The organism is Mesorhizobium sp. L48C026A00 (assembly GCF_000502375.1).
GTDB lineage: Bacteria > Pseudomonadota > Alphaproteobacteria > Rhizobiales > Rhizobiaceae > Mesorhizobium > Mesorhizobium muleiense.
The window spans coordinates 48,150-72,717 of sequence record NZ_AYWU01000027.1 but is presented as its reverse complement, the minus strand read 5'-3'; the positions used below and the strand labels follow the sequence as shown (position 1 = coordinate 72,717).

Below are 24,568 nucleotides of genomic sequence, written 5' to 3'. Positions count from 1 at the left end.
CCTTTCGGCAGGAAGCCCTTAGCCTCAAGGTCGTCCACTGTGAGTTTCTCGACATAGGCAGCGACCATGCGCCTGTCTGCCTTTGGGTCCTTGGAACGGAGTCACATCATCGGCGTTACCGGCCAACCAAACGCTGCCAACGATATGGAGGAACGCGCGTGATCGAGTTGACCGAGACGGAAAAGCGCTTTCTCAAGCGCGTTGACACCATCACTCACGTTCCCTGGTCGAACAAAGTCACAGCCGCAGATGCCAAAGGCAAGCCCATGCGTATCGGGAGGGCAACGTTTGTCCGATTAAGAGACGACGGCATCATCATCCGATCTACTAGCGACCTGACCTCGAACACCTACGTCATTAATCCTGCACCCGTGACGCCACAAGTCGAGGAAGTGCAGGAAGCGTCCTGATCGGGCGGGGATTAGCAAACCCGCAAAGCCGGGGGCCTTGCGGGATCGCCCAGGGTTTCACTCGGCTCTCAGTACCTGGTGTCTGATCAACCAGTCACGGATGATCAATCGGACGGCTTCAGGTCGCGAAACATCATGCTCGGCAACAAATTGATCGACGCCCGCCAGCATGTCCGGTTGAAGGCGGACCATGATCGGCACACCCTTTCCGGTTGGGGCCGGGCCGCGCCGTTTCTTTGATATCACGGTTTCTTGCTTTGGCATAAAAACTCTGATATCAGAATTCCCGTTCTTGCGGAAGCGCTAGAGCCTCACACACAACCGAATTGGAGAAGATCCGATGCCGAACACCCTTGTTCGGGCTGCCGCCGAAGGCATGCCCGATGTCAACCGCCGCCGCTTCTGCTTGGCCTCGCGGCTACTTCAACCGTCGCTGCCGTGGCGGCGGCCTTGGCTGCCGCTTCAACGATCATCGACGCGACCGCAGCGCCGTCTGTNCCGCCGCCGCTTCTGCTTGGCCTCGCGGCTACTTCAACCGTCGCTGCCGTGGCGGCGGCCTTGGCTGCCGCTTCAACGATCATCGACGCGACCGCAGCGCCGTCTGTCGCTGACGCGATCCCATCTACGGGCAAAAAAAGTCTCGACGCATTGCTGCTGCAGCTGCCGCCGGAAGAGGCGCACCGATTGAGGATAGAATTTATTGCGATCATCTCCACTGTCAGAGAGATGTGCGCCCGAGGCGAAGATCGCCAATCGATCAGGGATTTTGTCAGAACCCGGTGTGAGCAAACGAGATGGACTGGAAGAGGGAACGGGGAATATGAGCGCCGCACCGATCGCGATTGAACGGAAACCAACCCGATGACAACCCGCCTTCGCGAATGCCCATTCGACAACAGCCGCGATCTCCAGGTCGAGCATTTCAACGGCGACGACTATCACGTCAAGTGCGAGCGCTGCGGCGCACAGGGGCCGCCTNAGCCGCGATCTCCAGGTCGAGCATTTCAACGGCGACGACTATCACGTCAAGTGCGAGCGCTGCGGCGCACAGGGCCCGACTGCAGACACATGGGCGGAAGCCGAGAAGCGTTGGAATGCCCGCGGCAGCAGCGACAAGCACTAACCCGCACACCAGCAAGCCCGCTGCCTCACGGTGGCGGGCTTTTTGTTCGCCTGCTACTTACCGAGGTATGGCCAAGAACAAGCTGCCAGCCGACCATCATTTCGTGCCGCAGTTTCTTCTCCGAAACTTCGTTGACGATGCTGGCGCTTTGCACGTCTTTGATCGGCGAACGCTTGCCCGGGGGGTGTTCCAGAATCCACCTGGTAAGGTGTTCTTTGAACGACAGCTTTACACCTCATTTGAAAAAGATCTGTCTAAAAACGTCGACCTTGAGCTCGCCTTTGCCCATCTGGAGGGAATTGTAGCGCCGCTGATAGCGCGCATCGTGGAGACGGCGAAACATAACCGTGGCGTCGCACTGCATTCAAACGAACGTCAGTTGCTTGCGATCTATACCTACTACCAGTGGAAGCGGGTGCCGGACAATTTTAGGCAGTTCTCCAGCCTTGCAACGTTCCGGATCGATGGCGAGAAGGTACTTCGCGAGTTCGAAACCCGATACCGCCCGCTCGATGATCATGAAAGGGAATACTTCGGAAGGGAGGAGACGTGGAGGCGAATGCTCCAGAACGTCCGGCGCGACGTAATTTCCAAAGGGAATGCGTCAATTGTCGATACCGTCGAATCAATGAACCTCTGCATCGTGAAGATCTCGAACCCGAAGAAGGCCTTCATCATATCGAGTTATCCGGTCTACAAACTCAATTTTCCAAGCCGAGCGGCACTCACCGACCCCACCGTTGAATGGTGGTTCCCTATTTCCTCCGAGGTCTCGCTGGTTTGGACAGGAAGAGGTCGAGCAACGCTCTTTCGAAGTCTTTCTGATGGCCAGGAGGTGAGGCGGCTGAACCAGGCCGCCGCAGCGAAAAGCAATATGATAGCTTCACGCTCCGGCGCGCTTACATCGTCCCTTGCCGCATTCACCGGTGCTCAAATAGTCCCCCCGATGCGCGACATTTGATCTTGCACGAAATACGAGTCGAGGCGACTGGCATAAAGAACCGGACGAGCGCTAGTCGGCGGCGAGCTTTTCCATTCCATCGAGGGGGTAAATCAGTGCCGCGCCCTCGGCCACATACCTAGTGACCTTCCATCCTTCTAAGCAGAATTCCAAGTGGACAAAGTTCGGCTCCCCCTCGTTTGAACTGAGATCTAGGGCGGTACCGTTCTTAACAAGGAACTCGCCCAAGCGATCACGCAATTCGAACAGCCAAAGGTCGGGTTTATCGTCGGTGCCGAGCCGAAGTTCAACTGCAAGGTCAACGTCCGGCTCGCCGGGCGTATCTTTTTCACGCCGCCGGCCTGAGAACCGCGACCCGAATATCCATGCCCTCTCCACTATTTCCTGTTGTTCATTGAGCCACACCAGAAGGCCGGCCAACTGTTTGGACGTCATATGAAGTCCGAGCGCAGACGGGTTTGCTGGTGGAAGAGAGTTCATAAGTCGCCAGTCATGACTCGCGTCGTTCGCATGGACCTAGCCGATAGTCGCAGGAAACCCTTGGAAATCAACGGGGCATCGCTGTCGCACCGAATCCTTGCCAACTGTTGCCAATTTGTTGCCATCGCCCTGAGGGCGGGCTTTATGAGTCTCAATTAAATTCAGCTAAGTATTTGGAATTGTTGGCTCCCCGGGCCGGATTCGAACCAGCGACCAACCGGTTAACAGCCGGTTGCTCTACCACTGAGCTACCGGGGAACAGAGGCTCTCATGTGAGTGGCGCAGCCTATAGCAAACCCGTTTCGGCTTTGCAAAGAAGCATTTCGTATTTTTCGGCGCTTTTTCGCGCCACGGTTTCTGGCAATCATGTGCGTGCGTCCTCATATGAGCCGTCTGGCGGGGTGCGCGGAACCGAAAAGGCGGTTGCGGCTTTCGTCAGCTAGTGCTTTTAGTTTGCCCGAACGGACCACTGACCAGACATGAGCGCAGCAAGCCACAACCACCCACCGGCACGAAAAATATCGGTCTTCGGCCGTGAGTTCACCATGCCGCGCTCGCGCGGCCTCAGGATTGCAATCGGCGTCGTGCTGATCTTCGGCGGCATTCTCGGCTTTCTGCCGATCCTGGGCTTCTGGATGGTGCCGATCGGATTGCTTGTGCTCTCCTACGAGTTTGCCGTGGTGCGTCGCCACCGGCGCCGCCTCGTCGTGTGGTGGGAGCGGCGGCGGCGGCCGAACTGACGGCTGTACCGACTTCGCAAGCCGGCAAGCCCTGCGAAGGCGTCTTTCCGGCGACTTGGCTAAATGCCCGGACTGGCTGAGAGCCTTGTTTGGAAATTCTGCTCCGACGGCCAGATGATGGCGGTTCTGCGCTTACCTACGGCGCCGCGCGTCCAATTGGAAGCGCAGCGCTCTGATGTCCGCTGCGCTCCGGTTCTCGGAGCATGCGTGTCGTTGGCTCGACGCGTGGCATCGTGGCCGAGGGGAAACCGTCGGGAATGCACCATGGCCGCTTGACGGCATTTTCGCCGCAACCTATTGGAACCGGGTGGAACGCCGGGAGCAATGAGGCCTCGTGGCGGAGTGGTTACGCAGAGGACTGCAAATCCTTGCACCCCGGTTCGATTCCGGGCGAGGCCTCCAAATGCCCAAGCTCCCGCGCACCAGCGCCCGGGGGCTTGAGTTCCAGTCGACATGAGCCGCGGTCTTGGCGCGGCAAGCGGATCGATCTTGGGCGGATTGATCTTGAACAGGTTGGTCTTGGGCGGATTGGTTGGAACATGAGCGCTGATTTTGCCGAACGTCGAGTAAAAATGGTCGACGGCCAGGTCCGCACCACCGACGTAACCAGCGCGCCGCTGCTCGAGGCGATGCTTGTCGTGCCGCGCGAGGCCTTTGTCGCCCCCGATCAGCGCGATCTGGCCTATATCGACGAGGACATCCGCATTGCCAATACCGCGGACGGCCCGCGCTATCTCATGGAGCCTTCGCCGCTGGCCAAGCTGATGCAACTGGCCGAGATCGGCCCTGGCGATTCGGCGCTCGATGTCGGCTGCGGCACCGGCTATGCGGCGGCGATCCTGTCGCGGCTGGCAAAGTCCGTCGTTGCGCTCGAAAGCGATGCGGCATTGGCCGAGACTGCGATGTCGACGCTTTCGGCGCTGGGCTGCGACAATGTCAGCGTGGTCAAGGGACCGCTGCCGGAAGGGCATGCCGCGGGAGCGCCCTACGACGTCATTTTCATCGGCGGCAGCGTGGAGAAAGTGCCGGAACCGTTGCTCGACCAGCTTGCCGAAGGCGGTCGGCTCGTCGCCGTCGAAGGGCAGGGGAATTCGGGTGTGGCCCGATTGTTCCTGAAAAAAGGGGGGGTCGTAACCGGAAGAGGCGCCTTTAATGCGGCAATTAAGCCACTACCGGGATTCGATCGTATTCGTGCGTTCGAGTTCTGAGTGATTTTGGCTTGCAGCAAAGCCGTTGTCATGTTCGCTTGCGCTTGAACAATTGTTGCTGATCCGCACAACCGGGGTGTTCTTTTGGGGGCAGACAGCAGGGAACCTGAAACACACGGCGCCGGCTGCTCGAATGGGAGAAGCCGGCGCGGTGTGGTTCCCATGCAAAACGAATGAGGGAATAACGTGCCGTCTTTACGAAAGAGTCTTTTTGTCGCCTTCCTTTCGGCGACCGCGCTTTCTCCGCTAGGCGCCTCGGCGGAAACCATTCTCGGTGCACTTTCAAAAGCCTATCAGAACAATTCCCAGCTCAATTCGGCCCGCGCCGGCGTCCGCGTCACCGATGAGGGCGTTGCCATCGCCAAGTCCGGCTGGCGCCCGACCATCACCGGTTCCGCGAACATCGACTACTCCAGGGGCCATTTCGATGCCCGTAGAAATGAGCCCAACGTGCCCGGGCAGAACGGAAAAATCGCGATAACCACCGGCAACTTTGGCGTCCAGATCGACCAGACCCTGTTCGACGGCTTTCAGACCAGGAACAACGTCGCCGCCGCCGAAGCGCAGGTCCGCGCCTCGTTCGAGAGCCTGCGCAACACCGAAGAGAACATCCTGTTCAATGCGGCAAGCGCCTACATGGACGTGATTCGCGACCGCCAAGTGGCGGTGCTGACGGAGCAGAACCTGCAGTTCCTGACCGAGCAGGCGCGCGCAGCGCGTTCGCGCTTCGAGGTCGGCGAAGGCACCCGCACCGACGTCGCACAGGCCGATGCCGAGCGCTCTTCCGCCGTGGCGGAACTGGCCGCCGCCCGCGCGCAGGCGCTGGCGAGCGCTGCGACCTATCGCCAGATCGTCGGCGACGACCCCGGCAGGCTCAGGGCCGCTTCGCCGCTGGCGAAATTGTTGCCGTCGAATCTCGATGCGGCGATCGCGATCGCATCCGTTGAGCACCCGGCCATCCTCGCTACCCAGCATCTGGTCGACGCGGCGGCGTTTTCGGTGAAATCAGCCGAAGGCGCGCTGCTGCCGCAGCTTTCGGCTTCCGCCGGCGTTTCCAGTGCCTATCGCAGATCCGATCCTCTCAGCGATCAGGATGGCACAACCAATACGGCCAACATCGGTGCCACCTTGACCATACCGATCTATTCGGGCGGGCGGACGTCGGCGATAGTGCGTCAGAACAAGGAATCGCTCAGCCAGGCCCGGATCGAGGTCGATGTCAGCCGCGACACCGTGCGGCAGGCCGTGACCTCGGCGTGGACGCAATATATCGCCGCCCAGCAAACCGTGGTGGCCAACAGGCAGGTGATCGCCGCCGCGCAGCTTGCCCTGAGCGGCGTCATCGAGGAGCGCAATGTCGGCCAGCGCACCACGCTCGACGTTCTCAACGCCCAGGCCACGCTCATCACCGCCAAGATCAACCAGGCCAGCGCCGAACGCGATTTGGTGGTGGCGAGCTATGCCATCCTGTCTGCTGTCGGTCGTCTTTCGGTCGAGCGTCTCGCCCTTCAGGTGGTGAAATACAAGCCCGAAGAACATTACAATGCGGTCAAGGACAAGTGGTTCGGCCTGCGCACGCCAGACGGCCGCTGATCACCTCACCAGTTTCAACTTCCGTCCAGTTTCAAGCTATTTAGCCCGCGCGTCCAAAAAAGGACGCGCGGGCTCTAATCTGTTGAAATCCAACATGCCCTCAGATTGGGGATTCTCGTAAGTCGATCCGTGGGTTAGGCTGTCGCCATGATTCGAATCCGGCTTTGGCCGGACAGGAAATCTGCAACGAGTCACAAGGGCGGCGGATGTGACGATGGCGACGGCAAGCAGCGTACAGCGCGAACCTTCCATGGAGGAGATACTGGCTTCCATAAGGAGGATCATCGAGGACAACGACACCGGCCGCAAGCAGCCGGACGAAACGGACGACCTGCTGCAGGATCTGACGTCGGTAGCCGTGCCGGCACCGGCGGTAGCTATGCCGGCACCGGCGGCAGGCGTGGCGCCGCCGGAGGTAGGCGTGGCGCCACCAGCGGCAGGCAGGGCGCCGCCTGAGGTGAGTGCGTTTCGCGCCGAGTTGCGTCCGGGATTCGACGCCAGGAGGCCGGCCACGCTGACCGAGGTGCAGGCGCAACCGTCGGCCGTCGAGCCTGTCATCGCGCGCGGGGAGCCGCCGGTGCGTTCCGATTCGGCTCCGGTCAAATCGCCCGTGACGCTTGCTGGTGACAGGGTCGCGGCCGAAGCGGCCCCGGTCGCCAAGCCGGGGCCGGATGCGCCTGCGACGGCAAGGGTTGCGGAGACGACCGACAGTATCGTTGCCGGGTGGCGGCGTGATATCGCCGCAATTAGCGAAGCGAAGACCGTGGCCAAGCCGGACAGGGCCCCAGACAGGGCTGAGCTGCGACAGACGCCGGATTCCGAACCGAAGGCCGAAATTATCGAGGACGCGGCCGAATCTGCTTTCGAGCCGGCCCCGTCGCGAAGCGGGTTGGCGCGCCCGGCGACGAGCGAGCCACCGTCCGCTCGTCCGGCGATACTTTCCGAACATACCGGCCGGCAAGTTGCCGCCGCCTTCGGCGAGCTTTCCGATGCGTTCGCCAGCCGCAGCAAGAAAACCTTCGATGAGATGGCCGAGGAGATGCTGAGGCCCATGCTGCAGGACTGGCTGGACAACAATCTGCCGACGCTGGTCGAGCGGCTGGTGCGCGAAGAGATCGAACGTGTAGCGCGCGGCGCGCAATAACTGCTTCCAAGCGCTCGACTGGCCAATTATCGAAGTCGGCGCCGCCCCTCATCTGCCTGCCGGCATCTTCTCCCGGTTTAGGGGCGGGGAGAAGGAGCTGGCCGCAGCCCGGGCACCCTTCCTGCAACGCTCAAGGTTGGCGAAATCTTTTGCGAAGGCGTCTTTCTCCCTGTCACTATACGGGGAGAAATGCCCGGCAGGGCAATGAGGGGCAGCGCAAACCTCAAAGCGATTGCCCTGCGACACTCACTTCTGCAAGTTGCCCCGATCTGCCCAGGCGCTATTTGCTGCCCGGCGCTATTTGCTGGCATGGCCGTCTGCCGCTCGCTTGCGGTTGACTTGGCCAAAACCTTCCGATTTACACCGGACCAGCAAAAACCCGACAGCCCGGACGCCTTTCCATGCTCGAAAAAACCTACGACGCAAAAATCGTCGAGCCGAAGATCGCCAAAGTCTGGGAGGAGGCCGACGCGTTTCGTGCCGGCGCACGCGCCGAGGAGGGCGCGGAAGCCTTCACCATCGTCATCCCGCCGCCGAACGTCACCGGCTCGCTGCATATGGGCCATGCGCTCAACAACACGCTGCAGGACATTCTGGTGCGCTTCGAGCGCATGCGCGGCAAGAACGTGCTGTGGCAGCCCGGCATGGACCACGCCGGCATCGCCACCCAGATGGTGGTCGAGCGCCAGCTTATGGAGAAGCAGATCCACCGCCGCGACCTGACGCGCGATGAGTTCATCGAAAAGGTCTGGGAGTGGAAGGCCGAATCCGGCGGCGCGATCTTCAACCAGCTGAAGCGGCTGGGGGCCTCGGCCGACTGGAGCCGAGAGCGTTTCACCATGGACGAGGGTCTGTCCAGGGCGGTGCTCGAAGTGTTTGTCACCCTCTACAAGGAGGGCCTGATCTACAAGGACAAGCGCCTTGTGAACTGGGACCCGAAGCTGTTGACTGCAATTTCCGACCTCGAGGTCGAACAGCAGGAGGTCAACGGCAATCTCTGGCATTTCCGCTACCCCGTCGAGGGCGAAGTTTTCGATCCGGAAAATCCAAAAACCTTCATCACCGTGGCGACGACGCGGCCCGAGACGATGCTGGGCGATACGGCTGTGGCCGTGCATCCCGACGACGAGCGTTTTCGGCATCTGGTCGGCAAGAACCTCGTCCTGCCGATCGTCGGTCGCAAGATCCCGGTGGTGGCGGACCAATATTCCGATCCGGAGAAAGGCAGCGGCGCAGTCAAGATCACGCCGGCGCACGACTTCAACGACTTCGAGGTCGGCAGGCGCCACAAGCTGCCGGCCATCAATATCCTTACCGTCGAGGCGGCGGTCGCCCTCACCGACAATGACGAGTTTCTCGCCGGGCTGGAGGTAACGCCCGAGCGTCAGGCCGTCTGGGATGAACTCAACGGCCTCGATCGTTTCGTCGCGCGCAAGAAGATCGTCGAACTGATGGAGGCGGGCGGCTTCCTCGAAAAGGTCGAGCCGCATCGCCATGCCGTGCCGCATGGCGATCGCGGCGGCGTGCCGATCGAACCGTTCCTGACCGAACAATGGTATGCGAACGCGGCGGAACTCGCCAAGCCGGCGATCGCATCCGTGCGCGAAGGCCGCACCAGGTTCGTGCCGAAAAACTGGGAGAAGACTTATTTCGACTGGATGGAGAACATCCAGCCCTGGTGCATTTCGCGCCAACTCTGGTGGGGACACCAAATCCCGGCCTGGTACGGGCCGGACGGACGCATCTTCGTCGAGAAGACCGAGGAGGAGGCGCTCGCCGCCGCAATCGAATATTATCTGGCGCTGGAAGGGCCGTGGAAGGCCTGGGTCGAGGACAAACTCGAGAATTTCAAGCCGGGCGAAATCCTGATCCGCGACGAGGATGTGCTCGACACATGGTTTTCGTCGGCGCTGTGGCCGTTCTCGACGCTCGGCTGGCCGGACCAGACGCCGGAGCTGAAGACCCACTACCAGACCGACGTGCTGGTAACCGGCTTCGACATCATCTTCTTCTGGGTCGCTCGCATGATGATGATGGGCCTGCATTTCATGGGGGAGGAGCCGTTCCACACCGTCTATGTCCATGCGCTGGTGCGCGACAAGAACGGGCAGAAGATGTCGAAGTCGAAAGGCAACGTCATCGACCCGCTCGATCTCATCGACGAATATGGCGCCGACGCACTGCGCTTCACGCTGACGGTGATGGCCGCGCAAGGGCGTGACGTGAAGCTCGATCCTGCTCGTATCGCCGGCTACCGCAATTTTGGCACCAAGCTGTGGAACGCGACGCGTTTTGCCGAGATGAACGACGTCGCGAGAAACGACGATTTCTGGCTGAACGACGCCAAGCTGGCGGTCAACCGCTGGATCCTGACCGAACTGACACGCGCGGCGCGCGAAATCACCGACGGCATCACCTCATACCGGTTCAACGAGGCTGCGACTGCTGCCTACCGCTTCGTCTGGAACCTGTTCTGCGACTGGTACCTGGAACTGCTGAAGCCGGTCTTCATGGGCGCGGACGAGGCTGCCAAGGCCGAGAGCCGGGCTTGCGTCGCCTTCGTGCTCGACGAGATCTACAAGTTGCTGCATCCGATGATGCCGTTCATGACCGAAGAGCTGTGGGCTGAGACATCGGGTGAGGGCAAGGAACGGCCGTCGCTGCTTTGCCATGCCGCGTGGCCGTCGCCCGACTTCGAGGACGAGGCAGCGGCCGCCGACATCAACTGGCTGATCGACCTGGTCTCAGGCATCCGTTCCGTGCGTTCGGAAATGAACGTGCCGCCGGCGGCGATCGCGCCGCTGATGGTGATCGGCGCCAATACCGCAACCCGCGAAAGGCTTGAGCGTCAGGCATCGGCCGTCAAGCGACTGGCGCGGGTCGGCGACATCTCGCTTGTCGATACGGCGCCCAAGGGCTCCGCCCAGATCGTGCTCAACGAGGCCACCATCTGCCTGCCGCTCGGCAGCCTGATCGACCTTGCCGCCGAGGCGGCGCGGCTACAGAAGGAATTGGTCAAGGTGACCGAAGAGATCGCCCGCCTGCACAAGAAGCTGTCCAATGACAAATTCGTCGCCAACGCGCCGGAAGATGTCGTCGAAGCCGAGCGCGAAAAACTCGCCGAGTATCGCGAGGCGCAAGAGAAGCTTTCGGTGGCGCTGACACGCGTGCGCGACGCCGGTTGACCCATCTGTGGTATTTGAGAACCGAATTGGCGGAGGAGCGGATTTGCCAAACCGGCTTCCGCTTCTTGGGCGCCTGATGCTCAGGATTCGCGAGTTCTGTGAACGCGCTTTTCGGGCGGTTTCCTGCACGAAAAATAGGCATTCCGCAGGGTAAATCTTGACGTAAACGGAATGTTTTAGCCCCATTGTTGCCATAATGTGACAATGGGGCGTCGTCTTCGCAAAACGGGCGGTTTTTGCGCCGTCCGGGGGCGTTTTCCGAGTTTTTTGCTCGATTTGCAGCCAAACGGGCCATTTTCCGGCGCTGCGGTGAAGCTGTCACTCTGTCTGAAATGCGGTCGGCGAAGGCGTACATGTACGCATCGAGAATTCGTTGTTGCGCCGTTAACTCGAATTGGTTCTAGCTTAGTCCATTCGTACTAGGGGAGGAGATTTCATGAACAATTTGCGTCTGAAAGCGCTGCTGGGGGCAGGGTGCTTTTCGCTGTTGATGTCGAGCGTTGCCAACGCCGGCGGCTTCGACCGGGGCGGTGTCAACATCGACCAGTTGTTCGATACCGCGCCATATTCGGTTGACGCCGGCGTCACCTATGTTTCGCCACAGCGCACACTGAAGAATGTGCGGCGCCTGGATGGCTCGGGACTGTCGTCTTCGTCAGTGGATGTCGGCGGTGACTATGCGGTGCCGCGCATCGGCATCAAGGCCAACATCTTTGAGCCAGTGGATTGCCTTGCGACCTATACGGAACCGTATGGCGCGGAAGCTGACTTCGGAATGAACAACGCCTATTCGCCATCGGCGGTCGAATACTACGTCAGAACAAATGATTTCGGCCTTACCTGCTCCTACAAGGTGAATGTCGGCAAGGGCGCCCTGCGGTTCATCGGCGGGATCTCCTACCAGGAGGTCGATGCATTTTTGTCGCGCCAGACCTTGCTGGCCTTCGGTAATACCGGCCTCGGCAAGTTCCAGCTTTCCGACGAGGCGTGGGGCTGGCGTGCTGGCGCCGCCTATGAAATTCCCGAAATCGCCTTGCGCGCAAGCCTGGTCTACTCTTCGAGCTATAAATATGACGAACTGTCGGGAACCGTCGACACCACCGGTTTCAGGGGCACCTTTCCAGCGGATCTGGTTCCAGGCGCCACCGGAGTGTTCCCTGTGTCCGCCTCGGCCGAGATACCCCAGGCCGTGGAACTCAAGCTGCAGAGCGGCATAGCGCCCGGCTGGCTGGCGTTTGGTTCTATCCGCTGGCAGGAATGGAGCAAGCTTGGCGTCATTCCGATCCAAGGTGTTCGCAGCCCTGTAACCGGTGCTCCCTCGCCAGTTTCCTTCGACCTGCTCTATCGCGACGGCTGGACGGTCACGGGCGGCATAGCGCACAAATTCACCGACCAACTGTCGGCCGCGGTTTCGCTGACCTGGGATCGTGGAACCTCGACGACCTCCGGCTATCAATCGGACACCTGGGCCGTCGCCAGCGGCATCTCCTATTCGCCGAACGACAAGATCGAGGTCAGACTTGGTGGCTCGATCGGTGTCCTCACCAGCGGAACGTCGACCTTCACCGGGGTTGGCGACGCCGCAAACAACGTCACCTACACATATGACGACGATCTGCTCCTTGCCGGCTCAGCTTCGGTTAAGGTCAAGTTCTAAACATCTGTTTTCAATAGCAAAAAGGCCGGGAGATGCCCGGCCTTTTTGCTTGAGAGGCCTCCCGGCGACCAAGCGGCGTTGCAATTACGCCGCTTCCCTCTGCCTCACGCGATCGTGATGTTTTGGCAACAGTTTCTGAACAACCCTCGCGCCACAACGGCGCTCGCCGACATTGCCTACTTCCCGCCATAAACCCGGCGCACCTCGAATGCGTCCCAGGCATGCCAAAAGGCTCGGCTATGGGGCAGGTCGCGCCGCAGGTCTCATCGCCCCGGGGCAAGGGAAGAGAATGAACGCCAGAGTCATCTCCAAGGCCAAGCTGCCCAGCCGCTATGTGACCGTCGGTCCGGCGCGTGCGCCGCACCGCTCCTATCTTTATGCGATGGGGTTGTCGGCGGCCGAGATCGCGCAGCCGCTGGTCGGCGTCGCGAGCTGCTGGAACGAGGCGGCACCCTGCAACATCTCGCTGATGCGCCAGGCGCAGGTGGTCAAGAAGGGCGTCGCAGCGGCTAACGGCACGCCGCGCGAATTCTGCACCATCACCGTCACGGACGGCATCGCCATGGGCCACCAGGGCATGAAATCGTCGCTGGTGTCGCGCGAGGTCATCGCCGATTCGGTCGAACTCACCATGCGCGGCCATTGCTACGATGCGCTGGTCGGCCTTGCCGGTTGCGACAAGTCGCTGCCCGGCATGATGATGGCCATGGTGCGGCTCAACGTGCCGTCGATCTTCATCTACGGCGGCTCGATCCTGCCCGGTTCCTACAAGGGCCGGCAGATCACCGTGCAGGATGTGTTCGAGGCCGTCGGCCAGCACTCGGTCGGCACGATCGGCGACGCCGAACTCCTCGAAATCGAGCAAGCGGCTTGTCCGTCGGCCGGCTCCTGCGGCGCCCAGTTTACCGCCAACACCATGGCCACCGTCGCCGAGGCGATCGGGCTGGCGCTGCCCTATTCCTGCGGGGCGCCGGCGCCCTATGAGATGCGCGACCGCTTCAATTTCGCGTCCGGCGAAAAGATCATGGAACTGATCGCAAGGAATATCCGCCCGCGCGACATCGTCACTCCGAAGGCGCTGGAGAATGCGGCGACCGTGGTCTCGGCAACCGGCGGCTCGACCAACGCGGCGCTGCATTTGCCGGCGATCGCGCATGAGGCGGGGATAAAGTTCGACCTGTTCGACGTCGCCAGGATCTTCGAGAAGACGCCTTATATCGCCGATCTGAAGCCGGGCGGCAAATATGTCGCCAAGGACATGTTCGAGGCCGGCGGCATTCCGCTCTTGATGAAGACGTTGCTCGACCACGGCTATCTGCATGGCGACTGCCTGACCGTGACCGGCCGTACTTTAGCCGAAAATATGGAGCACGTTGCCTGGAATGATAGCCAGGATGTGGTCCGTCCCGCCAACCGACCAATCACCCGAACGGGTGGCGTCGTGGGCTTGAAGGGAAACCTTGCCCCCGAAGGCGCGATCGTGAAGGTCGCGGGCATGTCGGAGCTTAAATTCTCTGGTCCGGCACGCTGCTTCGATTCGGAAGAGGAATGTTTCCAGGCGGTTACGGATCGCAGCTACAGCGAAGGCGAGGTCCTCGTGATCCGCTACGAGGGACCGCGCGGCGGTCCGGGCATGCGCGAAATGCTGTCGACGACGGCGGCTCTCTATGGCCAGGGCATGGGCGGCAAGGTGGCTCTCATCACCGACGGGCGTTTTTCGGGCGCGACACGCGGTTTTTGCATCGGCCACGTCGGGCCGGAAGCCGCTGTGGGTGGCCCGATCGGGCTGCTCAGGGATGGCGACTTGATCTCGATCGACGCGGTGAACGGCACTATCGACGTGGCGCTGTCAGACGCCGAACTGGCGACCAGGGCACAGGCATGGAAGGCGCGCGCGACCGACTATCAGTCGGGCGCGATCTGGAAATATGCACAAACGGTAGGGCCTGCCCGCGACGGGGCGGTCACCCATCCCGGTGGTGCGAGAGAAACACATTGTTATGCGGATATCTGAGTTGCTGAGGCTGTCTGTCTTTTCGGCACTGGTCGCGATCGCCACTTTTGGCGCGACCTTGGGCGCCGCAGGCCAGGCCATGGCCTTCGATGACAAGGTGTTCGACGACAAGACCGGCGTGAAGCCGCAGTCGAGCCCGTGGGCGGTGTTCCAGTTCGGCTTCTCCGCCTACAAGAACGGCCGCAAGGAGCAGGCTGCTGAGGCTTATAAATACGCGGCCGAAAACGGCCAGATCGGCGCCACCTGGAAGCTTGCGCGCATGTATGCCGAGGGTGACGGCGTCGAGCGCGACGACTACGCGGCGTTCAAGTTCTTCAGCGAGATCGTCGACCAGGACGTCGAGCCCGGTTCGCCGGAAGAGAGCTATGTCTCGGACGCGCTCGTGGCGCTCGGCGACTATCTGAGGAAGGGCATCCCCGGCAGCCCGATCAAAGAGAACGAGGTGGCGGCCCAGGAGTACTACATGCGCGCCGCCGCCAACTACCGCAACCCGAATGCCCAGTTCGAGATGGGCCAGATCTTCCTGAATGGCAAGGGCGGCGTCAAGGCGAGCATCAAGCAGGCCGGCCGCTGGTTCCAACTCGCTGCGGAAAAGGGCCATGCCGGCGCGCAGGCGACGCTCGGCCACCTGCTCTTCCAGAGCGGCAAGATCGTTCGGGGGCTGGCGATGATGACCGCGGCGCTTGAACGGGCCGCGCCTTCCGACCAGCCATGGATACGCGGCATGCAGGAAGAGGCGTTTGCCGCCGCGGGCGAGGCCGACCGCCGCACCGCGATTTCGCTGGCCGACGACATCCTCACCAAGGGTGGCGGCGACCGGTAGTCGCGAAGCCAGCACGAAGCCAACAGCTGGGAAAGACTGGGTCAATAGTCAGGAAGAGTGGGGATCTCGAGAAAGTCGAGATCAATTCTCGGTCGGTTTCGTCGGAACGGGACCGGACTCCGGCGTTGAAATCGGCGTGGCCGGCGGCGCCAGCTTGGTTTTAGGACAATCGTTCCGGATCCTTGTCCATGACGTGTTGTTGAGCACCATGTCGCAGCGGGCGAGATGGCTCCGACCGGAAAGCGTCAGGCAGGCGACCTGGCCGATCTGGAATGATGTTCCGTTGGCCAGGCATGCAGGATTGGCAAGCGCCGACGTCGCCGCGAGGGCGAGCGCGGCGGCACATGGGCAAATCGCAAACCTGATCGTCATCCTGAACCCCGGCCGAACCCGGATTGCAGCGGAAACCCCGATTGTGGCGATATGACGGTCCATCCACCGGGAATCCGGCGGTTCTGGCCCCGAATGATCAGATTGGCGCAAAACCCAGTTCGATGGCGACCGGCACGTGATCCGAGGGCTTTTCCCAGGCGCGCACGTGCTTTTCGATCGAGGCCGAGGAAAAGCGGTTGGCGGCCTCGGGCGAGAGCAGCAAGTGATCGATGCGGATGCCGTTGTTCTTCTGCCAGGCGCCGGCCTGATAGTCCCAGAACGTAAAAATGTCCGGCGAGTCGGTGACCGCGCGCACGGCTTCGGTGAAGCCGAGGTTCTTCAGCCGGCGGAACGCCTGCCTGGTCTGCGGCTGGAACAGCGCATCGCCGAGCCAGTTCTCCGGGAACTTCGCATCGATCGGTTCGGGGATGACATTGTAGTCGCCGGCCAGCACCAGCGCCTCTTCGAGCGAGAGCCGTTCCTCGGCCCAGCGCTCCAGCCGCGCCATCCAGGACAGCTTGTAGGAGAACTTCTTCTCGTCATCGATCGGATTGCCGTTCGGCAAATACAGCGAGGCAACGCGCAACGCGCCCTTGTCGGTCGAGAACACGCCCTCGATGAAACGCGCCTGATCGTCGGCATCGTCGCCCGGCAGGCCCCTGATGACCTCGTCGAAGCGCAGCTTCGACAGGATGGCGACGCCGTTGAATCCCTTTTGGCCATAGATTTCGACGTTGTAGCCAAGCGCCTCGATCTCGGCCCGCGGAAACTGCTCGTCGACCGTCTTGATCTCCTGCAGGCAGGCAATATCGGGCGCGCTTTCCGTCAGCCAGTGTGTCAAATTGCCGATACGGGCCCGAACGCCATTGATGTTCCAGGTGACGATTTTCATGACGGCCTCATTGCTGCTCGGGCGGATGGCGTTCGACGAGGCCGATCGTATTGCCTGCCGGATCCTTTAGAAAGGCCATCCATTCGCTTTCCCCCGCCGGCCCGAACAGGCCCTCGGTATCGCGGTGGACGAGCATCGGCGGCGCAGTGAAGGGGACACCGGCGGCTTTTGCCGAGGCGTGGAAATCGTCAAGGCCCGAAATGTCGAGATAGACGGTGCCGGCCGGCAGGCCATCGGTGAACAGCAGCCGCACATCGCCGGCCATGATGAAGGCGATGCCAGGCGGATCGAAGCGCACGTGCACGGCCATGCCAAGCACGTCCTGCCAGAACGCCAGCGTTGCATCGAGATCGCGCCCGGCTGAAAGCGCGACCTGACGGACCGCGCTAATGGTAGGCATTCTCTAAATACTGAAGCTGGTGCCGCAGCCGCACGAGGCGACCGCATTCGGGTTCCTGATCTGGAACGACTGGCCCATCAGATCGTCGACGAAATCGATCACCGAGCCGCCCATATAGACCAGCGAGAGGTCATCGATCAGCACGGTGGCGCCGTCCTTCTCGATGGCNCGATCACCGAGCCGCCCATATAGACCAGCGAGAGGTCATCGATCAGCACGGTGGCGCCGTCCTTCTCGATGGCGACGTCGTCATCGTTGCGGGTGTCGACCAGGTCGAACCTGTAGGAAAAGCCGGAACAGCCGCCGCCCTCGACCGAAATGCGCAGCGCCGTCTTGCCGGCTTCGCCAGACACAACCTTGGCAATCCGCCTGGCGGCGGCGTCGGTCATCTCGACTTTCATGGCGGTCTTGGCATCAGCGCCCATGGGCGTCACCTTGCTTTCGGTTCCACATGATAGGTATGAAGCGCGAGGGGGCAAGTCAACTGCGGCGTAGGCTATGGAAATTGGCGGGGCTATGGAAATTGGTTGGGGCTATGGAAATCGGTTGGGGCGATGACAAATGAGTTGGGCGACATCGGATTCGGCTATCGGCCGCGCGCCGCCTATGCCTGCGATCCGGCAAAGTCGCGCGGGCGGCTGTTCGACGAGGTGGAGAGCCCGACCCGGACGCCGTTCCAGCGCGACCGCGACCGCATCATCCATTCGACGGCCTTCCGCCGGCTGAAGCACAAGACGCAGGTGTTCGTCGCGCATGAGGGCGACCATTACCGCACCCGGCTGACGCATTCGATCGAGGTGGCGCAGATCGCGCGCGCCCTGGCGCGGGCGCTGCGCGGCGACGAGGACCTGGCAGAGGCGGTGGCGCTGGTGCACGATTTCGGTCACACGCCCTTCGGCCATACCGGCGAGGACGCGCTGAACCAGAAGATGGCGGCCTGGGGCGGCTTCGACCACAATGCACAGTCGCTGCGCGTGGTGACGCGGCTGGAGAGCCGCTATGCCGAATTCGACGGGCTGAACCTCACCTGGGAGACGCTGGAGGGGCTGGTCAAGCACAACGGACCGCTAACCGACGCCAGCGGAAACGGGCTGACGGGGCCGGTGCCGCAAGCGATCCGCGACTATTCGGAGCTGCACGACCTCGAGCTCGACCGCTTCGCCGGCATCGAGGCGCAGTGCGCGGCGATCGCCGACGACATCGCTTACAACAGCCATGACATCGATGACGGCCTGAGGTCGGGCCTTCTGACGCTAGAGATGCTGGAAAATGTCTCGCTGCCCGGCTCGATCCTCGACGGCGTGCGTCAGCGCTATCCGGCGCTGGACGATGTGAGGACAGGGCACGAACTGATGCGCCGGCAGATCACGATGATGGTCGAGGATGTCATCGTCTTCACCACCGCCAATCTGGCCCGCATCAAGCCGGACAGCGCCGACGCGGTGAGGGCGGCAGGCGAGACGATGGTGACCTTTTCAGCCGAAATGGCCGCTTTCGAAGAGGAATTGAAAGCCTTTCTCTACAAGCATCTCTATCGACACAGCGAAGTCGTGCGCGTGCGCAACCAGGCCGAGCAGATCGTCAACGACCTGTTCGAGGTCTATTTCGCCGATCCGCGCGCCATGCCCGATGGCTGGCGCGAAGGGCTCGACCGGGCTGATGATCGCATCAAGGCGCGCAGCGTCGCCGATTTCCTGGCGGGCATGACGGATACCTACGCTTTGAAGGAACACCGCCGTTTGTTTGACCATACGCCTGAATTAAGCTAGGCGGGGCTCGATTTTGCCGGCCAATAGACCGGATTCCCGCAAAGCCGCCAGAGCCAGGGCCACACCAATGAACATCTTCGCCGATTTCAACGCGCGAATTATAAAGGCCGTCGAAGCGCTTGATTTGAAAGACAAAGACGGCGGTTCGCTGGACTTGTCGCGCGTCGCCGTCGAGCCGCCGCGCGACGCCAGCCATGGCGACCTGGCGACCAATGCGGCAATGGTGCTGGCCAAGCCGACCGGCCAGCCGCCGCGCGCACTGGCTGAAAGGCTGGCGCAAGCGCTGCGCTCCGACCCGGACATCGCCGCTGCAGACGTTGCCGGTCCGGGCTTCGTCAATCTCAGGCTCAAGGACGCGTTCTGGCAGGTGCATCTGACTGCGCTGCTCGGCGAAGGCCGCAATTACGGCCGCTCGACCGTTGGCGGCGGCAAGAAGGCCAATGTCGAATATGTCTCGGCCAACCCGACCGGACCGATGCATGTCGGCCATTGCCGCGGCGCGGTGGTGGGTGATGCGCTCGCCAATCTGATGGCCTTCGCCGGTTATGACGTGATCAAGGAATATGTCATCAACGACGCTGGTTCGCAGATCGACGTGCTCGGCCGCTCCGCCATGCTGCGTTACCGCGAGGCGCTCGGCGACGACATCGGCGAGATTCCTGCCGGGCTCTATCCAGGCGACTATCTCGTGCCGGTCGGCCAGGCTCTGGTAAGCGAATTTGGCCGTTCCTTGCTGCAGATGCCGGACGAGGAAGCGCTTGCCATTGTCAAGGACAGGACGATCGACGCGATGATGGCAATGATCCGTGAGGATCTGGCGCTGCTCAATGTGCATCACGACGTCTTTTTCTCGGAGCGCACCCTGCACGCCGACAACGCCCGGAAAATCCGCTCGGCGATCAACGGCCTGACCCTCAAGGGCCATATCTACAAGGGCAAGCTGCCGCCGCCCAAGGGCGAGAAGCCGGACGACTGGGAGGATCGCGAGCAGACGCTGTTCCGCTCGACAGCGGTCGGCGACGACATGGACCGGGCGCTGGTCAAGTCGGACGGCACCTTCACCTATTTCGCCGCCGACGTCGCCTATCTGAAGGACAAGGTCGATCGCGGTTTCGTCGAGCTGATCTATGTGCTTGGCGCCGATCATGGCGGTTATGTGAAGCGCCTGGAAGCGCTCGCCCGGGCGATTTCCGGCGACGAGGTGAAGCTCACCGTGCTGCTTTGCCAGTTGGTAAAGCTTTTTCGCGAGGGCGAGCCGGTGCGCATGTCGAAGCGGTCGGGCGATTTCGTAACGCTGCGCGAAGTGGTGGAGGAGGTCGGGCGTGACGCGATCCGCTTCATGATGCTCTACCGCAAGAACGATGCGCCGCTCGATTTCGACTTCGCCAAGGTGACCGAGCAGTCGAAGGACAATCCGGTGTTCTACGTCCAGTACGCCTCGGCGCGCTGCCATTCGGTGTTCCGACAGGCGAGCGAACAGTTGGGCGAGGCCAATTTCGATCGCAATCGGCTGGCCGCCGCCACCGCTTCGCTGACCGACGAAGGCGAGATCGGCCTGATCAGGAAGCTTGCCGAATATCCGCGGCTGATCGAATCCGCGGCGCTTGCGCTCGAGCCGCACCGGCTGGCATTCTACCTCTACGATCTTGCCTCCAGCTTCCACGGACATTGGAACCGCGGCACCGAAAATCCCGACTTACGTTTTGTTAAGGTTAACGACCGACAATTGACCCATGCCAGACTAGGGCTGGTGCAGGCTGTTTCGGACGTTTTGACGTCCGGCCTGACGCTGATCGGAGCCGATGCGCCCACCGAAATGCGTTAGGTTTGACTAAAAAACCTGTCACCTTTTGCCCACATTGCGCTGGTAAGGGCCAACCCTGCGCGACGTCAACGGCGTCCGAATGAGTGCGAGTTCGGGAACAATAATGGCAGACAGAACCCAGCTGAAAGCAGCCGCCCAAAACGATATCGCCAACGATGATCCGTTCGCGGAACTGACCAGGATCATGGGCTTCGACCCCCGCCAGCCGGTCAAGCCGCAGGCCCAGTCGACGGCGGCTGCAGCAAGTCAGCCAGCGGACGACGGCGATTTCGGCATCGACCTCGAGAAGGAGTTGATGGGCGAATTCGGCGGCGACGCCAATGACGGCGCAGCCGAGCTTCGCGAGCCGGCTTTCGACGCGGCTGCTACTGACCCAATCGACGACGAGCTTGTCGCGTCGCTCGAACAGGATCTCCTGCTCGACGACGATGCTGTAGACGAAACCGCCGTTGCCATTGCTGCCGACGATGTGCGCTCTGGCGTTGCCGGAACTCCCTCGGCTGCTGAAGCTGCTTTCGACGACGATTTCGACGAAGCGCTCGCCAGTTCGCTCGAAGACGTGTCGCTATTCGAAGACGATTTGCCGGTGGACGACAGGCTTGGGAACGACGAGCTTGGGAACGACGAGCTTGCCGCGTCGCTCGAACAGGATTTCCGGCTGGACGACGACACGGCCGACGAAACTGCCCATGTCGTTGCCGCCGCCGACCTGGGTTACGGTGTTGCCGAAGTATCCGCGCCGGCTGTTGAAGCGGTGTTCGACGACGATTTTGACCATGCGATCGCCAGTTCGCTCGAAGACGTGTCGCCGTTCGAAGACGATTTGCCGGTAAACGACGAACTCTCTGCGTCGCTCGAACAGGATTTCCGGCTGGACGACGATGCGACGGACGAACAGAATACCGCCGCCGACATCTCCGCGCCGGCCGCTGACCCCGCCTTCGACGATGAATTCGACAACGCCGTCGCCAGCTCACTCGGAGACGAGCTGACGCTCGACGAGCACGTGCAGGTGGAGCAGGCTGCCGAAGCCGCCGACATCGCCGCGCCGGCCGCCGAACCCGCGTTCGACGATGAATTCGACAACGCCGTCGCAAGCTCGCTCGAAGACGAGCTGACGCTCGACGAGCATGAGCCGATCGAGGCCGCTGTCGAGGCTCCCGCTGCGCCCGTTCGGGCCGTTTCGGATGAGTCCGACGAGGACTTTGCCGACCACGACACCATGCCCGACGTCGCCATGGATGACGTCGACATGGATTTCGACATTCGCACGGCTGGGCCGGTCGAAGTCGACGAGCCAGAAATTGACGAGCCGGATTCTATCGCCGCCAACGACGACGAGCCTTCCGCCGCGACCCCGGAACATGCGTTGGACGACGATTTTGAATTGAGCTTCGACGACACGCTTGCCGATGAAGCCGAGGAGCCGGCTACTCAGGCCCCCGGCGTTGCAGCCGAACCGACGGCGCCAGCCGCCGTCGCTGAGGAGCGGAGCCTCGAAGACGAATTGAACGCGCTGTTGGGCACCATGAGCGCACGGGCTGCCCCGGTGGCAGCGTCCGCGGCCGCCATGGTCCAGCAACCTGTAGCCGCGGCTGGAGAAGCCGCCGACGAACCAGTGGATCCCACCGACGAACTGGCCGGGAGCCTTGACGAGCAAGACCTTTCGGAGCAGTCGAATGAAGACGCGGTCCAGGCCGCCGACGCCGATCTCGACACCGTTCTCCTCGACGGGCTCGAGGGCCATGATTTCGGCGCTGAAGAAGCTGTCGGACCGGCTGATATCGAGTTCGACGATGATGCATTGCACGCCGCCTTCGCCAAGGACATCGGTCTGGATCATGGCGATGACGTTGCGGCCGCCGCTCCACAGCAGGATCCGAATGATTCGCTCAGCTGGATGACGGCACCCTCCGCCGCGCCTGCGCCGGTCCGTTCGTGGAGCCGCGTAACGCCGGTGGCACAGCCGCAACCCGCCTTTGCAGCCCAGCCGACGGCTTCGGCGACCACAGAAACAACGACACCGCCAACCGCTGCGGCACCCTCCTATCAGGATGAGCCGGCCTATCAGGATGAGGCGGCCGAAGACGATGCCGCCAATGCGGCACCTGCGCCAGCTCAAAGCGAACAAGCCTCTGCATATGACGAGATGCCCGATGTCGAGACAGTCGATGTGCCCGAGCGCGTCGTAGCGCTGGCGGACGACCTCGATATTCCGGAACTCGACTCCAATGAAGACGCACCGCCGGCGCCTGCCTATGACGATCTCGATACCGAGTTCGCCAACCTTCTCTCGGAAATGAATGCCGTGGACGTCGCTGCCGGCCCGGCGCGCAGCGCGGCGTATGACGACGAATCCTACAAATCCGGATTCAAGCCGGGGGCCGGACCCCAGCCGGGGGCAGGGTTCCAATCAGCGGCCGGGTTCCAGTCAGGCTATGAGCCCGACCGCGTTGAAACGCGGACCTATGCGGCGAGACCCGCAGAAGCCCCCGTCAGTGCGTCTTACGCCGATGCTGCCAGCGGCTTCGATCTGGGCGACTTGCCCAGCGGCCGGCCGGTTTCGCAAGCGCAAGCCAACGACTTTGCCCTGGACGAACTCGACTACGACCCCGAACTGGATGAGGCCATGTCGGTTCCAGGCCTGGCCGAGCAGGATGCCGCGAGGCCCCGGAGCCGCGGCCTGCTGGTCGCCGCAGTCGTCGGCGCCGTGGCGATCGCCGGCGGTCTCGGCGCCTTCGCGCTGTCTTTCGGCGGCAACGGCGGCACCGATGCGCCGGTCATCGTCAAGGCGGACAACGCACCGATCAAGGTCAGGCCGGAAAACCCGGGCGGCACCGTCGTGCCGAACCAGGACAACAAGGTTTACGACGCCGTGGCCAAGGGGGGCGCGAGGCCTGCCGAACCGGTCCAGGAAAAACTGGTCACCAACACCGAAGAGCCGGTGGACGTGGCGGCCAAGGAACCGCCGCAGAGCCGTGTGGTCGATCTTTCGCCCGACGACATCGACACGGCTGAAGCCGCCGATGCGGCCGGCGGCATGCAAGCGGCCGGCGGCACGCAAGCGGCCGGGAATGCCGACGCCGCCGCGCCGGCACCCAAGTCCGAGGATCGTATCGCCCAGGTTCTGCAAGAGGCCGAGCAGGGCATCGAGCCGGATGTCGTCGCCGTTGCGCCACGCAAGGTGAGAACCATGGTGGTCAAATCTGATGGTTCACTGGTTGCGCGCGAGGATCCGGCGCCTGCGGCATCGCAGGTGGCTGCCGTCGAGCCTGTCGATCCGGCGCCGCAGCTTGTGGCCCCGGCGGGTCAGGCCGGCGAAGCGGCGCAGACCGGTACCGTAGCGTCTGTTGCCGACCAGGCAAGTGGCGACCTGTTGGGCGGCGACCCAGTGGCCGGCGACCGGGCCGAGACCGCCACGCCGGAAGCAGTCAATCTGGCCGCCGTGCCCACGGCTGAGGCTGAAGCCCAAACCAACCAGCCTGCCAACACGCCGGCCACGGTTCCGGTGGCGCCGCAGCGTCCGTCCGACCAGCCGGTCGACGTCGTCGGTGAGGTCAAGCCCGACCAGGTTGCGTCCATCAGTCCGGCGGCGGCCTCGACCGGCGGTGGCTCGTGGTCGATGCAGATCGCCTCGCAGCCGACCGTCGAAAGCGCCCAGTCGACCTATCAGGATCTGCAGCGTCGCTATGGCAGCGTGCTTTCCGGCCACACGGCCAACATCGTCAAGGCCGAGATCGCCGGCAAGGGAACGTTCTATCGCGTTCGCGTCCCGGCGAAGTCGCGCAACGATGCGATCAGCCTGTGCACCGACTACAAGGCTGCCGGCGGCAACTGTTTCGTGTCGCGCTAACCATTTTCAAATCTCCCGCCCTTGGGCCGAAAGAACCGGCGCGGTCACAGACCACGCCGGTTTTCTATGGTGGAAGGAGTTCCTCGTGTGGAAGGGATTCCGGCTCGAGCGATGTGGCT

The 24,568-nt window shown here is 62.2% G+C and carries 19 protein-coding genes, 2 tRNA genes and 1 pseudogene; 14 read left to right on the top strand and 8 right to left on the bottom strand.

Annotated features, from left to right (window positions below):
* A partial coding sequence (locus X738_RS86690; protein ID WP_210163896.1) for a hypothetical protein occupies positions 1 to 410 on the top strand: 410 nt, incomplete at its 5' end.
* A gap of 57 nt (positions 411 to 467) precedes the next feature.
* Here the strand turns inward: X738_RS86690 and X738_RS87590 are convergent.
* The gene (locus X738_RS87590; protein ID WP_023802594.1) at positions 468 to 602 is read right to left on the bottom strand and encodes a ribbon-helix-helix protein, CopG family; all 135 of its coding nucleotides are present in this window, start codon (positions 600 to 602) and stop codon (positions 468 to 470) included.
* Positions 603 to 980: 378 nt separating this feature from the next.
* Positions 981 to 1,352 carry a hypothetical protein gene (locus X738_RS86380; protein WP_198032897.1) on the bottom strand — a complete coding sequence of 124 codons (372 nt, stop codon included), beginning with the start codon at positions 1,350 to 1,352 and terminating at the stop codon, positions 981 to 983.
* A 248-nt stretch (positions 1,353 to 1,600) separates the two neighbouring features.
* Between X738_RS86380 and X738_RS73380 the strand changes: the two genes are divergently transcribed.
* Positions 1,601 to 2,494 (top strand): DUF4238 domain-containing protein, encoded by an 894-nt coding sequence (locus X738_RS73380; protein ID WP_023802591.1) that lies wholly within the window; start codon positions 1,601 to 1,603, stop codon positions 2,492 to 2,494.
* 51 nt (positions 2,495 to 2,545) lie between these two features.
* Here the strand turns inward: X738_RS73380 and X738_RS73375 are convergent, their stop codons facing one another.
* Together X738_RS73375 and X738_RS73370 are read right to left on the bottom strand one after the other, a co-directional pair.
* The gene (locus X738_RS73375; RefSeq protein WP_023802590.1) at positions 2,546 to 2,929 is read right to left on the bottom strand and encodes a hypothetical protein; all 384 of its coding nucleotides are present in this window, start codon (positions 2,927 to 2,929) and stop codon (positions 2,546 to 2,548) included.
* Positions 2,930 to 3,157: 228 nt separating this feature from the next.
* Positions 3,158 to 3,232, bottom strand: a tRNA-Asn gene (locus tag X738_RS73370).
* 221 nt (positions 3,233 to 3,453) lie between these two features.
* Here X738_RS73370 and X738_RS73365 point away from each other — a divergent pair.
* The 9 genes from X738_RS73365 (at position 3,454) to X738_RS73325 (ending at position 15,338) form a co-directional block, all read left to right on the top strand.
* Entirely contained in the window at positions 3,454 to 3,714 is a 261-nt protein-coding gene (locus X738_RS73365; protein WP_023802589.1) for a hypothetical protein, read from the top strand.
* A gap of 328 nt (positions 3,715 to 4,042) precedes the next feature.
* Positions 4,043 to 4,116: transfer RNA gene (locus tag X738_RS73360), tRNA-Cys, on the top strand.
* A 137-nt stretch (positions 4,117 to 4,253) separates the two neighbouring features.
* Positions 4,254 to 4,922 (top strand): protein-L-isoaspartate O-methyltransferase family protein, encoded by a 669-nt coding sequence (locus X738_RS73355; RefSeq protein ID WP_023802588.1) that lies wholly within the window; start codon positions 4,254 to 4,256, stop codon positions 4,920 to 4,922.
* 186 nt (positions 4,923 to 5,108) lie between these two features.
* Positions 5,109 to 6,515, top strand: a complete 1,407-nt coding sequence (locus tag X738_RS73350) for a TolC family outer membrane protein (protein WP_023802587.1) — start codon at positions 5,109 to 5,111, stop codon at positions 6,513 to 6,515.
* 214 nt (positions 6,516 to 6,729) lie between these two features.
* Positions 6,730 to 7,659: a PopZ family protein gene (locus tag X738_RS73345; RefSeq protein ID WP_023802586.1), complete on the top strand. Its 930-nt coding sequence runs from the start codon at positions 6,730 to 6,732 to the stop codon at positions 7,657 to 7,659.
* 401 nt (positions 7,660 to 8,060) lie between these two features.
* The gene (locus X738_RS73340) at positions 8,061 to 10,844 is read left to right on the top strand and encodes a valine--tRNA ligase (protein WP_023802585.1); all 2,784 of its coding nucleotides are present in this window, start codon (positions 8,061 to 8,063) and stop codon (positions 10,842 to 10,844) included.
* A 436-nt stretch (positions 10,845 to 11,280) separates the two neighbouring features.
* Positions 11,281 to 12,501, top strand: coding sequence for an OmpP1/FadL family transporter (locus tag X738_RS73335; protein ID WP_023802584.1), 1,221 nt, complete (start codon positions 11,281 to 11,283; stop codon positions 12,499 to 12,501).
* Positions 12,502 to 12,790: 289 nt separating this feature from the next.
* Complete coding sequence (ilvD, locus tag X738_RS73330; protein ID WP_023802583.1) at positions 12,791 to 14,515, top strand: dihydroxy-acid dehydratase; 1,725 nt, start codon at positions 12,791 to 12,793, stop codon at positions 14,513 to 14,515.
* Positions 14,502 to 15,338, top strand: a complete 837-nt coding sequence (locus X738_RS73325; RefSeq protein ID WP_023802582.1) for a tetratricopeptide repeat protein — start codon at positions 14,502 to 14,504, stop codon at positions 15,336 to 15,338. Before ilvD ends, X738_RS73325 begins: the two co-directional genes overlap by 14 nt.
* 81 nt (positions 15,339 to 15,419) lie before the next feature.
* Here X738_RS73325 and X738_RS73320 read toward each other — a convergent pair whose 3' ends face one another.
* The 4 genes and pseudogenes from X738_RS73320 to X738_RS73305 form a co-directional block, all read right to left on the bottom strand.
* Positions 15,420 to 15,710 (bottom strand): hypothetical protein, encoded by a 291-nt coding sequence (locus tag X738_RS73320; RefSeq protein WP_023802581.1) that lies wholly within the window; start codon positions 15,708 to 15,710, stop codon positions 15,420 to 15,422.
* A 97-nt stretch (positions 15,711 to 15,807) separates the two neighbouring features.
* A complete protein-coding gene (xth, locus tag X738_RS73315; RefSeq protein WP_023802580.1) occupies positions 15,808 to 16,602 on the bottom strand; it encodes an exodeoxyribonuclease III in 795 nt (264 codons plus the stop codon).
* Between the two features lie 7 nt (positions 16,603 to 16,609).
* Positions 16,610 to 17,002 (bottom strand): VOC family protein, encoded by a 393-nt coding sequence (locus tag X738_RS73310; RefSeq protein ID WP_023802579.1) that lies wholly within the window; start codon positions 17,000 to 17,002, stop codon positions 16,610 to 16,612.
* 3 nt (positions 17,003 to 17,005) lie between these two features.
* A pseudogene (locus tag X738_RS73305) lies at positions 17,006 to 17,427 on the bottom strand (HesB/IscA family protein).
* A gap of 129 nt (positions 17,428 to 17,556) precedes the next feature.
* Here X738_RS73305 and X738_RS73300 point away from each other — a divergent pair.
* The 3 genes from X738_RS73300 (at position 17,557) to X738_RS73290 (ending at position 24,449) form a co-directional block, all read left to right on the top strand.
* Positions 17,557 to 18,771 carry a deoxyguanosinetriphosphate triphosphohydrolase gene (locus X738_RS73300; RefSeq protein ID WP_023802578.1) on the top strand — a complete coding sequence of 405 codons (1,215 nt, stop codon included), beginning with the start codon at positions 17,557 to 17,559 and terminating at the stop codon, positions 18,769 to 18,771.
* Between the two features lie 67 nt (positions 18,772 to 18,838).
* Entirely contained in the window at positions 18,839 to 20,596 is a 1,758-nt protein-coding gene (gene argS / locus X738_RS73295; protein WP_023802577.1) for an arginine--tRNA ligase, read from the top strand.
* 103 nt (positions 20,597 to 20,699) lie between these two features.
* Positions 20,700 to 24,449: an SPOR domain-containing protein gene (locus X738_RS73290; RefSeq protein ID WP_023802576.1), complete on the top strand. Its 3,750-nt coding sequence runs from the start codon at positions 20,700 to 20,702 to the stop codon at positions 24,447 to 24,449.
* The last annotated feature ends 119 nt before the right edge of the window (positions 24,450 to 24,568 follow it).

Bases quoted from the DNA above. Each gene is read 5' to 3' on its own strand.
- X738_RS87590 (WP_023802594.1), bottom strand. From the start codon at position 602: ATGGTCCGCCTTCAACCGGACATGCTGGCGGGCGTCGATCAATTTGTT.
- X738_RS73380 (WP_023802591.1), top strand. From the start codon at position 1,601: ATGGCCAAGAACAAGCTGCCAGCCGACCATCATTTCGTGCCGCAGTTT.
- X738_RS73375 (WP_023802590.1), bottom strand. From the start codon at position 2,929: ATGACGTCCAAACAGTTGGCCGGCCTTCTGGTGTGGCTCAATGAACAA.
- X738_RS73365 (WP_023802589.1), top strand. From the start codon at position 3,454: ATGAGCGCAGCAAGCCACAACCACCCACCGGCACGAAAAATATCGGTC.
- X738_RS73355 (WP_023802588.1), top strand. From the start codon at position 4,254: ATGAGCGCTGATTTTGCCGAACGTCGAGTAAAAATGGTCGACGGCCAG.
- X738_RS73345 (WP_023802586.1), top strand. From the start codon at position 6,730: ATGGCGACGGCAAGCAGCGTACAGCGCGAACCTTCCATGGAGGAGATA.
- X738_RS73340 (WP_023802585.1), top strand. From the start codon at position 8,061: ATGCTCGAAAAAACCTACGACGCAAAAATCGTCGAGCCGAAGATCGCC.
- X738_RS73335 (WP_023802584.1), top strand. From the start codon at position 11,281: ATGAACAATTTGCGTCTGAAAGCGCTGCTGGGGGCAGGGTGCTTTTCG.
- ilvD (WP_023802583.1), top strand. From the start codon at position 12,791: ATGAACGCCAGAGTCATCTCCAAGGCCAAGCTGCCCAGCCGCTATGTG.
- X738_RS73325 (WP_023802582.1), top strand. From the start codon at position 14,502: ATGCGGATATCTGAGTTGCTGAGGCTGTCTGTCTTTTCGGCACTGGTC.
- X738_RS73320 (WP_023802581.1), bottom strand. From the start codon at position 15,710: ATGACGATCAGGTTTGCGATTTGCCCATGTGCCGCCGCGCTCGCCCTC.
- xth (WP_023802580.1), bottom strand. From the start codon at position 16,602: ATGAAAATCGTCACCTGGAACATCAATGGCGTTCGGGCCCGTATCGGC.
- X738_RS73310 (WP_023802579.1), bottom strand. From the start codon at position 17,002: ATGCCTACCATTAGCGCGGTCCGTCAGGTCGCGCTTTCAGCCGGGCGC.
- X738_RS73300 (WP_023802578.1), top strand. From the start codon at position 17,557: ATGACAAATGAGTTGGGCGACATCGGATTCGGCTATCGGCCGCGCGCC.
- argS (WP_023802577.1), top strand. From the start codon at position 18,839: ATGAACATCTTCGCCGATTTCAACGCGCGAATTATAAAGGCCGTCGAA.
- X738_RS73290 (WP_023802576.1), top strand. From the start codon at position 20,700: ATGGCAGACAGAACCCAGCTGAAAGCAGCCGCCCAAAACGATATCGCC.